Annotated in this window: 11 protein-coding genes and 1 pseudogene; 2 read left to right on the top strand and 10 right to left on the bottom strand. The window is 29.7% G+C overall.

The annotated features are described in order from the left end of the window. From AB2369_RS06215 to AB2369_RS06200, 4 genes and pseudogenes are all read right to left on the bottom strand, one after another. Window positions 1-207 (bottom strand): annotated as a pseudogene (locus AB2369_RS06215) (hypothetical protein); the annotation flags it as partial. Window positions 208-420: 213 nt separating this feature from the next. Then, on the bottom strand, window positions 421-1,503 hold the full coding sequence (prfA, locus tag AB2369_RS06210) for a peptide chain release factor 1 (RefSeq protein ID WP_367665611.1): 1,083 nt from the start codon (window positions 1,501-1,503) through the stop codon (window positions 421-423). A gap of 150 nt (window positions 1,504-1,653) precedes the next feature. Further along, window positions 1,654-3,420 carry a peptide chain release factor N(5)-glutamine methyltransferase gene (gene prmC / locus AB2369_RS06205; protein WP_367665610.1) on the bottom strand — a complete coding sequence of 589 codons (1,767 nt, stop codon included), beginning with the start codon at window positions 3,418-3,420 and terminating at the stop codon, window positions 1,654-1,656. A gap of 21 nt (window positions 3,421-3,441) precedes the next feature. Next, window positions 3,442-4,041, bottom strand: coding sequence for a thymidine kinase (locus AB2369_RS06200; protein ID WP_367665609.1), 600 nt, complete (start codon window positions 4,039-4,041; stop codon window positions 3,442-3,444). Between the two features lie 193 nt (window positions 4,042-4,234). Between AB2369_RS06200 and rpmE the strand changes: the two genes are divergently transcribed. After that, on the top strand, window positions 4,235-4,447 hold the full coding sequence (rpmE, locus tag AB2369_RS06195) for a 50S ribosomal protein L31 (protein ID WP_367665608.1): 213 nt from the start codon (window positions 4,235-4,237) through the stop codon (window positions 4,445-4,447). Between the two features lie 318 nt (window positions 4,448-4,765). Here rpmE and rho read toward each other — a convergent pair whose 3' ends face one another. The 5 genes from rho to AB2369_RS06170 all read right to left on the bottom strand — a co-directional run bounded on the left by rho (window position 4,766) and on the right by AB2369_RS06170 (window position 10,689). Then, window positions 4,766-6,232, bottom strand: coding sequence for a transcription termination factor Rho (rho, locus tag AB2369_RS06190; protein ID WP_367665607.1), 1,467 nt, complete (start codon window positions 6,230-6,232; stop codon window positions 4,766-4,768). A gap of 646 nt (window positions 6,233-6,878) precedes the next feature. Next, on the bottom strand, window positions 6,879-8,489 hold the full coding sequence (locus AB2369_RS06185; protein ID WP_367665612.1) for a CTP synthase: 1,611 nt from the start codon (window positions 8,487-8,489) through the stop codon (window positions 6,879-6,881). A 168-nt stretch (window positions 8,490-8,657) separates the two neighbouring features. Then, window positions 8,658-8,945 (bottom strand): ribose-5-phosphate isomerase, encoded by a 288-nt coding sequence (locus AB2369_RS06180; protein WP_367665606.1) that lies wholly within the window; start codon window positions 8,943-8,945, stop codon window positions 8,658-8,660. 336 nt (window positions 8,946-9,281) lie between these two features. Further along, on the bottom strand, window positions 9,282-9,692 hold the full coding sequence (locus AB2369_RS06175) for a DUF1934 domain-containing protein (RefSeq protein ID WP_367665605.1): 411 nt from the start codon (window positions 9,690-9,692) through the stop codon (window positions 9,282-9,284). Between the two features lie 10 nt (window positions 9,693-9,702). After that, on the bottom strand, window positions 9,703-10,689 hold the full coding sequence (locus AB2369_RS06170) for a tRNA 4-thiouridine(8) synthase ThiI (RefSeq protein ID WP_367665604.1): 987 nt from the start codon (window positions 10,687-10,689) through the stop codon (window positions 9,703-9,705). 518 nt (window positions 10,690-11,207) lie between these two features. On the opposite strand from AB2369_RS06170, the gene AB2369_RS06165 reads away from it, so the two are divergent. After that, the gene (locus AB2369_RS06165; RefSeq protein WP_367665603.1) at window positions 11,208-12,323 is read left to right on the top strand and encodes a glycosyltransferase; all 1,116 of its coding nucleotides are present in this window, start codon (window positions 11,208-11,210) and stop codon (window positions 12,321-12,323) included. 21 nt (window positions 12,324-12,344) lie between these two features. On the opposite strand, the gene spoIIR is transcribed toward AB2369_RS06165, so the two are convergent. Next, the gene (gene spoIIR / locus AB2369_RS06160; RefSeq protein WP_367665602.1) at window positions 12,345-12,983 is read right to left on the bottom strand and encodes a stage II sporulation protein R; all 639 of its coding nucleotides are present in this window, start codon (window positions 12,981-12,983) and stop codon (window positions 12,345-12,347) included. Window positions 12,984-13,130 lie beyond the last annotated feature (147 nt).

Raw genomic sequence — 13,130 nt, 5'->3', positions numbered from 1 at the left:
ATGCTTCTTTAGAAGTTCCACTCCTACGGGCCTTATTTTTTTATTTCTAAACTTCACTGTAGTTATAAATATTATGGTCATTTCTTCTTTACTACCTTCTGTATGAACTAAAACCACTTTATCACATAGCATTTTGTAAGTTCTATTTAAAATACCCTGAATAATTGTCAGTTTATTGTTACTACAGTGAAATTCTAGCTTCTCCATATTTGTTTTTACAAAGATAGCTAATAAAATTATAAACTCTATGATAACTAAATAAATAACTAAAAACCAGTTACTATTTAGCCCCACTAAAAACAAGACAATAGGTAAAGCTAAAAAAATAAAGCACATAATAAGCGTAAATATTTTAAACTGTTTTTTTTGCTTTTTTATGGCTTTATCAATATACATGAATCACCTCTAAAATCTTAAAAATTATAGTTCTTCAGTGTTTCCCATAGCCTTCATTTTTTCTGCTTGATCTGCAGTGATTAAAGAATCTATAACTTCATCTATATCACCATTCATATAGGCTTCTAGCTTATATAAAGTAAGCCCTATTCTGTGGTCTGTAACTCTTCCTTGAGGATAGTTATAAGTTCTTATTCTCTCACTTCTATCTCCTGTACCAACTTGGCTCTTTCTATCTTCAGCTATGGCTGCACTTCTTTCAGCTTCTGCCTTTTCATATAATCTAGCCTTTAATATTTTTAATGCTTTTTCCTTATTTTTAAGCTGTGACTTTTCATCCTGACAAGATACTACAATTCCTGTTGGAAGATGTGTCATTCTTACTGCAGAGTCAGTTGTGTTAACACACTGTCCTCCATTACCTGAGGCTCTAAATACATCTACTCTTATATCATTTGGATTTACATCAATTTCTACATCATCAACTTCTGGAAGAACTGCAACTGTAGCTGTTGATGTGTGAATTCTACCACTTGATTCAGTATCTGGAACCCTCTGTACTCTATGTGCTCCACTTTCGTATTTAAGCCTTGAATAAGCTCCATTTCCCTTTATCATGAAGACAACTTCTTTAAATCCACCGATATCTGTTTCATTAGAAGACATAAGTTCAACTTTCCATCTTTTAGTCTCAGCATATCTTGTATACATTCTAAATAGGTTAGCTGCAAATAATGCCGCCTCATCTCCACCAGCACCGCCTCTAATTTCTACAAATACGTTCTTAGAATCATTAGGGTCCTTTGGAAGAAGTAATATTCTAAGTTCATCCTTAAGTTCTTCTTCCCTTTCAGAAAGAGACTTAAGCTCTTCTTGTATCATTTCCTTTAGCTCTTTATCGCTTTCCTCTGAAAGCATATCTTTGTTAAATTCTAAATCTTCTTCAATCTTTTTAAATTCTTTGTATTTTACAACTACCTCTTCTAAATCTGAATGCTCCTTGCATAATTTTTGCCATTCTTTTTGATTAGCCATTATGGTTGGATCACTAATTTTCATAGAAAGTTCGTCATATTTTGCCTCTATAAAATTAAGCTTCTGTAACATAACTCAATCACTCCGTATCCATATTTTCATAGTTTATAATTATATCATAATATTATTAATATTTTCAACTAATTTATATACCCTACATTGGTATCACTATCCTCTTTTTACTATATGTTTATAGATTTTAACCTAATAACTATATATTTATTATACACTAATATATTTTCCTATTACTACCCTATCTAATCCAGCTAAATCCTTTATAGTTCTAATATCTTTAAAACCATTCAAAGCCATTATATTTTCTACTTCTTTTCCTTGATCATGACCTATTTCAAAGGCTAAATATCCTTGGTCAAGTAAGCATTTAGTACTTTCATCAGTTATTCTTCTATAAAAATCTAATCCATCCACTCCCCCATCTAAGGCTAAATGAGGTTCAAAATCTTTAACATCTTCCATAAGGGTATTTATAACCTCTTTCCTTATATAAGGTGGATTAGATATAATCACATTGAACTTCTCTTTATTTTTTATTAAAACTTTTAGTAAATCACTTTGTATAAATCTTGCCTTATCTTTAAGATTTAATCTTTCCATATTAATATTAGTAACCTCACAGGGAACACTATCTATATCAACGCATGTTATATTAACATCCTCCCTTAAAGCCCCTATGGATAATCCTATTGCTCCACTTCCACAGCACAAGTCACATATATCTTTTAAATTATTATTATCTATTATTTTAAGAGCTTCCTCCACTAATATTTCGGTATCTCCTCTAGGAATTAAAACACATTCTTTTACATAAAAATCTAATCCCATAAACTCACAGTGATTTAATATATATTTTATTGGCATTTTTCCTTTTCTTTTTTTAACTAAGTTTTTAAACTCTTCTTCATTTTCTAGAGATACTAATTCATTCCTATTAGTTATTAAGTAAAGCTTATCTCTTTCTATAACTTTAGAAAGTAATAACTGAGAGTCTAACACATAGGTTTCTATTCCTACACTTTTAAGTTCCTCATTAGAATAATTAAGGAGTTCACCTATAGACTTCTCCTTAGACTTTATCCCTTCTGCCGCTTTTAATGAGGCAATAGCAACTTCTATCTGCTTTTCATCAGGTTCCTTTGTGGTAAGTTCTTGAAGTTTTAATCCTGGATAAGCTACTACAGTGGTTAATATGTTATCATTTTTCCCAAGCCATTTTATTATTTCATAGGTAATACCTGATACTAATGGTAGGAGTAATATTCTGTAGCCTAATCTATACCAAAAACTTTTCCAACTAACAAAAGAAAATAATAATATGCTTATTACCATAACAAGAAAAATAAAATTTGTTCCACATCTTGGATGTAGTCTTGGGAACTTCTTCACATTATCCACAGTAAGCTCTACCCCATTCTCATAACAAAATATGGTTTTATGTTCTGCTCCATGATACTGAAATACCCTTTTTATCTCATCCATTTTTCCAACAAGATATATATAAATGAGAAAAATAGAAACTCTCACTATTCCTTCTACTATATTCAATGCAAAATTGTTAAATCCTAAATATTTAAATCCTTGAGCTATTAATGTGGGAGCTGCAAAGAATAACAATATAGAAATACCTAAAGATATAAAGATAGTTATCCCTACCAACACATTCTCACTTTTATCCTTAAATATTTTATTAAAAAACTTTTCAAAAGCATCAGGCTCATCATCTTCCTCAAAAAATGAAGCAGAATAGTTTAATGTCTTTATACCTACAATCATAGAATCAATTAGGGATATAAACCCTCTAATAATTGGAAGAGAAAATAATTTATTCTTTTTACTTAATGGGATTTTATTTTCCATGGATATTTCTATTTCCCCTTTAGGAGTCCTAACTGCAGTGGCAACTCCTTTTTCGCCCCTCATCATTACTCCTTCTATTACAGCTTGACCTCCTACATTGCACTTTCTCTTCATTAACCCACCTTCTCTCTAAACTTATTTTGTACCTAGATAGTCTTGTTTATATTTAAAATAACAGTTTGGACAAAGAGATTGGTATTCTACATTGTCAAACTTATCAATTGCCACTTGCTCTCCCTCGAAAACATATCTACCGTCAATCTTTCTTCCATTTAATAATGCTTTTTTTCCACAAGTACATATAGTTTTCATTTCCTCTATACTATGAGCTAATAAAAGTAGCCTCTCACTGCCTTCAAATCCGTTCATCTGAAAATCTGTTCTAAGCCCATAACATATTACAGATATATCTAAAAGCGCTGCCACTCTGAAAAGTTCATCTATATGATGCTTCTTTAAAAATTGCACCTCATCTACCAATATACACTGTACCTTTCCTTTTTCCTTTATATAATTCTCAACTTCTATATATATATTATCATCTTTATCTATTAATAGATCTACCTCCTGGGAAACTCCAAGTCTTGATACAACTTTTACTCCACCCTTTTTATCGGTTTCTGGCTTTAATATTATTGCTTTTAGTCCTCTTTCATGGTAGTTGTATGCTACCTGCATTAAATGAGTTGATTTTCCAGAATTCATAGCTCCATATCTAAAATAAAGTTTTGCCATTAAACTATCTCCTTTTCTACGTTTTATTAACTATTCGATTATATCACATAAATTATATGTAATAAAAAACTAAAATTTAGTAATAATTTTTAGATTATAAAATTTCATTTAATGCCGTATTGACTTAGTTCATAACCACATGATATAATCTAGAGGTTGATAGCGGATACGCAAAGCGAAAGAGGTGAAAAATATGAGAGAAGGCATACATCCAGAATACCACAGCGATTCAGTGGTTAAGTGTGCATGTGGAAATACTTTTACAACAGGTTCTGTTAAAAACGAACTAAAAGTAGAAATATGCTCTAAATGCCACCCATTCTTCACTGGAAAGCAAAAGATTGTTGATATCGGTGGAAGAGTTGATAGATTCAATAAGAAGTACAACTTAAAGAACGAAGAATAAGAAAGTTTGGAAAAGATGAATTCATCTTTTCCTTTTTCTTTTGTTAAAATTAAATTATATAAATTCATTTTAACTTATATATAGGGTTTTTAGCTTAAATCTTAACTTATACATGTACTTAAATTATTTAAAACCTTGGATTTTAAGTAGTACATAAGATAAGTTTTGAACCAAAAAACCTATAGATCCATTTAAGTTTCTATATTATTTAAAAATATAGAAATAACTAAATATATATTGATAATTAATCTTTTGATTATTAATAATATTCATAGTTTTAGATAAAATAAAAAATCCAGTTTTCCTGGATTTTTTACTTTATCTCTTCTTTTCTGGATCTAGCATATCGCTCTTTTTTATAGTTTGTATAAATTCTTCATTATTTGATGTCTTTGAAAGTAAGTTAATAATACTTTCTGTAACATTTTCTAAATTTCCGTCTCTATACATAACTCTTCTTAGTCCAAAGGCTACTTCTTTTTCTTCATCTCCCAGAATTAGATCCTCTTTTCTCGTTCCTGATTTATATATATCTATAGCTGGGAATATTCTTCTTTCTTGAAGTTTTCTATCTAAGTGAACCTCCATATTTCCTGTTCCCTTAAACTCTTCAAATATCATATCATCCATTCTACTGCCTGTTTCAACTAACGCTGTAGCAAGAATAGTAAGACTTCCGCCCTCTTCTAAGTTTCTTGCAGCTCCAAAAAACTTCTTAGGCATTACTAAAGCTCCTGGATCAAGTCCTCCTGATAAGGTTCTACCTGTTGGAGTTATAGTTAAGTTCCAAGCTCTTGTAAGTCTAGTTAAACTATCTAAAAGTATAACTACATCATTCCCATACTCAACAAGTCTTTTAGCTCTTTCTAGTACAAGTTGAGCTATTTTTGTATGATTTTGTGGCTCTTCATCAAAAGTTGAGTATATAACTTCTCCATTTATAGAACGTTGCATGTCCGTTACTTCTTCTGGTCTTTCATCTATTAAAAGAACCATTAGCTTTATCTCAGGGTAATTTTTAGATATGTTTTGTGCTACTCTTTTTAATAAAGTGGTTTTCCCCGCCTTAGGAGGAGCTACAATTATACCTCTTTGACCTTTACCTATAGGACATACAATATCCATAAGCCTTGAAGATAAATCTCTTGAATAATCTGTTTCAAGCCTTAGTCTTTTGTCTGGATATATAGGAGTCATCCTTTCAAAATTACGTCTTCTTCCTATATTATCAACACTATATCCATTTATGATTTCAACAAATACTAGAGCTCTATATCTTTCTCCACCATCCTTAGGTGATCTTGCCTTTCCAGTTATCATATCCCCTGTTTTTAGGTTAAATCTTTTTATCTGAGAAGGCGATACGTAAACATCTTCACTTCCACTTACATAGTTTTTACATCTTAAAAATCCAAAATTACTTCCCGGATTATCGTTTACTATATCTAAAATACCTGTTACTCTTTCTGATCCATTTATAACAGTTCTTAGCTTTTGAGCCTTCTCCTCTTCACTAATCTCATGAGTTTCTTCATGTCTATTATTTGTTTCTTCAATGACTTTAGTTCTATCTAAATATTCTTCTGAACCCTTAGGAGATATTTTCTCTCTTAAGATTGTTCCATCTTTTTCAATAGAAAGAGATGGCGTAAGGGGTTTAGATATTTTTTTAAGTTCTTCTATTAACTCTTGTTTCTTAAATTTTGATATATTTTTAACGCCTAAGTCCTTAGCTACCTGCTTCAGTTCATTAACCGTCATTGATTCATATTTGTTGTTAGTCAAAACTGCACCTCCAAATTTTAAAAACCTCCGGAAACAAATAAGAAAAGATTTATTTTAGAATCCAAACAAATATATAGTTTGGATAAATTACTCCTTGAACTGTATTATTAATTTACTCTAAAATATTTTAGAAATATGATTGTAGGATAAATATATGTATACTTATAGAACGAATCTTTCTTCAGATGATGTTCTCTCCACCATCTTAATGTTAGATGAGTTAATCTAGGGCGTAGCAATTGTTATCCCCACCTTTTAATAGGATTAGGTATACAGCTCCCAGCCATCAGATAAATTTTACATACATAAATTAATTATTATCAAGTACGCTATTATTTATTCAACTATATAATTACATATTAATTATATACCTATAAAATCATTGGTCAAGAAAATTCTTGTATTATTTAATCATATATTAACAAATATGTTGTTAATATAAAATTAAACTCCATTCATAAACTATTTTATGGATGGAGTTTTAACTTCTACTATTAAATTGACTTTTAACACATGATAATCTTAAACGGTTTTTAAGTAATTTTTTAGTTTATATACTACATAGAGCTTTATGAATATACAAGAAAATTATGAATAAATTGATTTCTCCCATTAAAACCTTAGTAACATCTTTATATTTAAAATATTATTTTTTATTTTCTAGGGTTGCTTTTATAAAACCATTAAATAAAGGGTGAGGTCTATTAGGTCTTGATTTTAATTCTGGATGAAATTGAGCTGCTGTAAACCACGGATGATCTTTAATTTCCACTATTTCAACTAACCTTCCATCTGGAGAAGTTCCAGTTATAGAAAGTCCCCCCTCTGTTAGTTGTTTTTTATACTCATTATTAAATTCATATCTATGCCTATGTCTTTCATATATAACTTCCTCATCATAGGTATTATAAGAATTAGTGTCCTTTAATAACTTACACGGATAAACGCCCAGCCTCATAGTCCCACCCATATCCTCTATATCTTTTTGCTCTGGCATCAAATCTATAACTGGATATTTAGTATCTGGATCTATCTCAGAACTATTAGCATTTTCATAGCCTAACACATTTCTAGCAAACTCTATAACTGCACACTGCATCCCAAGACAAATTCCTAGAAAAGGTATTTTATTTTCTCTAGCATATCTTATAGTTTCTATCTTTCCCTCTACCCCTCTATCTCCAAATCCTCCTGGAACAAGGATACCATCCACATCCTTCAATAGAGATTTTGAATTTCTAGAACTTATCTCCTCCGCATTTATCCATTCTATCTCTATATTAGTGTCATTAGCATAACCTCCGTGGTTTAAAGCTTCTACTACAGATATGTAAGCATCATGAAGCTCTACATATTTTCCCACCAAAGCTACTCTTATAATATGATTTATTGACTTTATCTTATTAATCATAGCTTCCCATAATGAATTATCAATATCTTCACATGATAAATTTAACTTATCACAGACTAATTTATCTAGTTCTTCTTTATGAAGCATTAGAGGAATTTCATATAAATTTTCCGCATCTAAGTTTTGTATAACATGCTTTCCATCTATATTACAGAATAATCCAATCTTATTTTTTACCTCTTGTGATAAAGGTCTTTCAGATCTACACACTATTATATCAGGTTGAATACCTATGCTTCTAAGCTCCTTAACAGAGTGTTGGGTTGGCTTTGTTTTAAGTTCACCTGCTTTCCCAAGAAAAGGTACTAGCGTTACATGAATAAAACATACATTTTCTTTACCAACTTCATATTGAACTTGTCTTATAGCTTCTAGAAATGGAAGAGATTCTATATCTCCAACAGTACCACCTATTTCTGTTATGACCACATCTACTTCTCTTTCTTTTGCTACTCTATAAACTCTTTCTTTTATCTCATTTGTTATATGAGGTATAACCTGAACTGTTCCTCCTAAATACTCTCCTTTTCTCTCCTTAGAAATTACATTCCAGTAAATTTTACCTGTAGTTACATTACTATTTCTACTTAAATTTTCATCTATAAATCTTTCATAATGCCCTAAATCTAAGTCTGTTTCAGCACCATCATCTGTTACAAAAACCTCTCCATGCTGATATGGACTCATAGTACCTGGATCCACATTAATATATGGGTCAAACTTTTGTATAGATACTTTTAATCCCCTATTTTTTAAGAGCCTTCCAAGAGATGCTGCTGTTATTCCTTTTCCTAAGGATGATACTACTCCTCCAGTAACAAAAACATATTTAGTATTCATGTGAATCCTCCTAAAATCTATATTTTTTTATTTTCCTATTGACATAATGATTATATCCCATTAAAATAGGAATTACCCTATTAAAATGGGATATTTATTTTCAAAAATATAAATAATATGATATCACACTATTTTTCGTGATGCTAATCCTATATTTCGTCATTTTTATTCATATTATATCATTTCCCTTAATCTATTCTCTAATTCAAAGTATTTCTTTCTTAACTCTCCATTTACTAAGAATTTCTCTTCTGCTTTTTTAAAATTATAGGTAAATGACCTCTCACTTCTTTCAGGAAAAAACTTATTCAATGTTTTCTTATCATCACAATCGTATTTTTTCAAAAGTAAAAATAATAAATACCTACACTCTCTATCCTTTAATATTTTAAACATTTCTTCTTTGCTTATATCATTATACTTACATAAAAAATTTATTATAGTTAAGTATTTATCTTTCATAACTCCTCACCTCTTTTTATAGATTCTTGACTACTATTACTTTTTTATACATTTAACCTATTACTTATAATATCTCTGCCCCTTAATATCCTATATCTTAACGCATTATCCTCTTATTATATTAGATATGGCTAAAACCACAAATTTACATACTATTCTATATTTATATATTTTAATTATTAAAATACATTTTAATCTAAATATTATTTCATAATTGCATAAATAAAAACAGTGCACCTACAGCATGACTGTTTTCTATGCACTGTTAATTATGTATATATAATATAGAACTTTTAACTTGAACCTTAACTCCTATTTATATAGTAAAATTTATATTTAAGCCTTTATTTCTATTTCTAACACAGTTATATAAGACGGTTGACCAGTTATAGTAAGCTCATATTCTACAAAAAGTTTTCCTCCACTTTCCCCCATGTCTATATCTAGTTTTTTAGTCTTCGTTCTAAGTTCTAAGGCACCATAGGGAGTGTTATATAAAGATATATGCTCCTTGCCCCTTTGAAACCTCATCTCACATGCTGTACTTCCTTCTCTTATAAGTTCCATATAATCTTCAAATATATTTAATATAGTAACAGTCCCTTCCATCCCTGAAAGTTCTGTTTCATTATATTCTGCCTTAAACCCATTAGAAAGTATGGTAAACTCTCCTGGAGTAACAACTTCAATACCTTCATCAGTTATATCTTGAGAACTTTTAATAGAAACTACTGCCTTTTTTATCACCTAATCACTCCTAACAATTAATCATATATTTTTGCATTTCATCTTCTTTTATTGGGCTAACCTCTATTATTTTATCCATAGGTCTTCCAAATCTTCCATACTTTATATCTAACTTATTCTCATTTTTTCCTTTTGAATATCTTCCTGAAAGCTTGGCTGCAAATTCTATATCTTCTTCGCTAGCTTCCCCAACTATAGCTATCATAGCCCCTGAAAATTTATTTGGAAAAAATATCATATCATCCTTAGTTAATAAACTCTTTAAACTTTTGCTTTCCTCTTCTGTTCTTGCAGCTACTATCTTGCAATTATCTCCTAATCTAAAGTGTCTTCCATATCTTAATAGACTTATATCTTTCTCTTTAATTTCACTTTTATTCTTAACTAAGTCTTTAAGTCTTATTGAATAATTAGGCTCCGTAAGTCTACATCCTCCTGCTGGAGAAGGATAGTCAACTATGCCCCATTTATCTGCTAGTTCCATTTGAACCGTTCTACTCCTCCCACTTATATCCAATAAATTTTCTCTATTTACTAATCCATTATTCTCCATGTCTGTTGGTTCTAAATTCTTTGCACAAAGAGGTCTTAAAATCTTATTGCTAAATCCAGATTCATTTTTTACTATGTCTAAAGATCTCTTGTTCTGTGACATAGGTCTTTGATTTAAAACCTCACCTGTTATAATAAAATCTCCATTAAATTTCTCTAAAAGCTCACCAGCATATTTCATCATCATAGAATGGCAATCTATACAAGGATTCATATTCTTTCCATATCCATGCTTAGGATTTTTAACCATTTCAAAATGTTCTTTAGAAAAATCTACAATCTCTAATGGTATATCTATTTGTTTGCACATTTTTATAGCATTATCTGGTGTAAAAAAATAAGATTTAAAACAAATCCCAATTACTTCAATCCCCTGATCCTTTATAAGTTTCGATGCTAATATACTGTCTAATCCCCCAGATACCATTGCTAATGCTCTTACCATACACTCACTCCTTAACCTTCATACTCATAATAAATAGTTTATTAATTTTACTAATATTAATCAAGAGGGTTTTGATACAGTTTTAAGATAAAATTAATTATTATTAATTCTTCAGCTATGATATAATATAGTGACTATTATTTAAATAAACTATTTTAGTATATAAGTATATACTTACATTATAAACTGTAAAATCAATATTTTACGGCTTTCTTTGTTGCTCAATTCCTAAAATTTTTAGTAGTTTTATTTGTAATAATTATAAGGTCATTTGAATTTATATAAGTTTAAGATTTCTATATAAATAGAAATCATCTAAGCGCTTAGCAACTGTAACACCCCCTCCTTACACGGGATGGTGGTGTTACAGTTGCTAGCCATCAGATAAAATCAGCTTTGTGAAACTATATTTACATATTATTACTTAATTATAGTTTTACTAAGACTTGTTAATAGTATATATAAGACTTTTATATTTTAATATAATTAAATTAAATGTATTTAAAGGTGTGAAACTCATGAAAGTATTAATGTTATCAGTATCCGCTGGTGGTGGTCATATGAATGCTGCTAAAGCAATAAAGTCATATATCTTGGATAAATATGATGACTCTGAAGTTGAAATAGTAGATACTCTACGATATATCAATCCAGTTTTAGATAAATTAATAATAGGAAGCTACTTAAAGTCTCTTAAAATATCTCCATCTATTTTCGGAATGATATATAATCATTCTGAAACTGATCCTGGAATAGCTAATGTATCTAATAAGATAAACGAGTTATTTTCAACTAAAATTTATAATTTAATAGAGGGATTTAACCCAGATGTTCTAATTTCAACTCACCCTTTCTCTACAGAAATACTTTCTATACTTAAAGGGAAGAGTTTAATAGATAAACCCTGTATTACTATAATGACAGACTATACTCCTCATAGTTTTTGGATTCATCCTAATGTTGATGCATACATAGTTTCCAATGATGATATGATAGATGAAATGGAGGAAAGAGGTGTTTTAAAAGACAAAATATTTCCTTTTGGTATACCTGTATCCCCTAGTTTTAATACTCCTTATGATAATAAAAACACCCTAATATCCTTAGATCTTGATCCAGATAAAACAACCTTACTACTTATGGGTGGAAGTCTTGGAATGGGGAATATAGTTAATGTGTATAAAGAACTTATATCTATCCCTTTAGATTTTCAAATAATAATACTTGCAGGTAACAACGATAAATTGCTATCTTCTTTAAACTCTGAGGTGGAGTACTCCTTAAAAGAGACTAGAATAATAGGCTTTACAAAGGAAGTAAATAAATATATGCAAGCCTGTGATTTACTCTTAACAAAACCAGGTGGTTTAACTATAACAGAGGCATTAATTTCAGAACTTCCTATGGCACTATTCTCTCCTATTCCTGGGCAGGAAGAAAAAAATGCAGAGTTTTTACTAAACCATGGAGTTGCTATTGATTTAGGCGATGGAATTAACTGCAAGGATAAAATATATGAAATTCTTAAAGACTCTGAACTTCTAAAAGATATGAAAGTAAAAGCTAGAGCTCTAAGTAAACCTAATTCTTGCAAAGATATGGTAAATTTAATAGAAGATTTAATAAAAAAATAAGAATCAGCAATGTGCTAATTCTTATTTTTTATTTATTAAATCTTCTATTACTTCTAAAAATTTAAATTTTACTTTAACTTTTTTCTCCTTAGAAACTGTATCCATTTCATTATCATCTAAAACCCTACTAAGCTCTTTTTTGGTTTCTTCTGAGTTCACCTCACCCTTAGTTACATCCACAAAGCATAAAGGTGGGAACATTACACACCACCAATTTTCTCCCTCAGCATCCCCTATTAGTATTCTATAAGCTTCATACTCTCCTTGAGGTAGAGCTATATCACCATAGACTTTAACTGGGAAATTCTCTCGTGATAGTTCCGCATTAACTTTATAATCATATCCATTTTTCTTCACTACCTCATTTGCTATTTCAATTATTTTTTCGTTATTATTTCTTAATATATCCCTTGATTCATCCAAAGACTTACTTTCCTTAAGTATAGGTTGTATAAAGTTTAAAACCTCATCCTTAACTCTTAATTTTAACTCTTGGTCTTCTATTGAATCACTATTAGCCAAAATATGAAACCTTATTAATTTGTTACTTATATCTTCAACCTGCTTTTTAGATGTATTTTTTTCATAAACTTGTCCTATAATACTACTTACTAAAACCATTGATATTATTATTATTATTCCACTTAAAAACTTTTTCATCCCATATCGCCCCTTTCAATTAGTATTATTTACACTTTTACAAATTTTATACATAATATTGAATATTTTAAGATATTTTATATTTTATAGTGTTTTGATTCAAAACTTATCTTATGCACTGATTAAAATCTAAGACTTTAAAGGATT

The organism is Clostridium sp., assembly GCF_040797585.1.
Lineage (GTDB): Bacteria > Bacillota > Clostridia > Clostridiales > Clostridiaceae > Clostridium_Z.
Note: the sequence above shows the minus strand (reverse complement) of the source record. Positions and strands in the feature narration are given on the sequence as shown.

Bases quoted from the DNA above. Each gene is read 5' to 3' on its own strand.
- prfA (WP_367665611.1), bottom strand. From the start codon at position 1,503: ATGTTACAGAAGCTTAATTTTATAGAGGCAAAATATGACGAACTTTCT.
- prmC (WP_367665610.1), bottom strand. From the start codon at position 3,420: ATGAAGAGAAAGTGCAATGTAGGAGGTCAAGCTGTAATAGAAGGAGTA.
- AB2369_RS06200 (WP_367665609.1), bottom strand. From the start codon at position 4,041: ATGGCAAAACTTTATTTTAGATATGGAGCTATGAATTCTGGAAAATCA.
- rpmE (WP_367665608.1), top strand. From the start codon at position 4,235: ATGAGAGAAGGCATACATCCAGAATACCACAGCGATTCAGTGGTTAAG.
- AB2369_RS06180 (WP_367665606.1), bottom strand. From the start codon at position 8,945: ATGAAAGATAAATACTTAACTATAATAAATTTTTTATGTAAGTATAAT.
- AB2369_RS06170 (WP_367665604.1), bottom strand. From the start codon at position 10,689: ATGGTAAGAGCATTAGCAATGGTATCTGGGGGATTAGACAGTATATTA.
- AB2369_RS06165 (WP_367665603.1), top strand. From the start codon at position 11,208: ATGAAAGTATTAATGTTATCAGTATCCGCTGGTGGTGGTCATATGAAT.
- spoIIR (WP_367665602.1), bottom strand. From the start codon at position 12,983: ATGAAAAAGTTTTTAAGTGGAATAATAATAATAATATCAATGGTTTTA.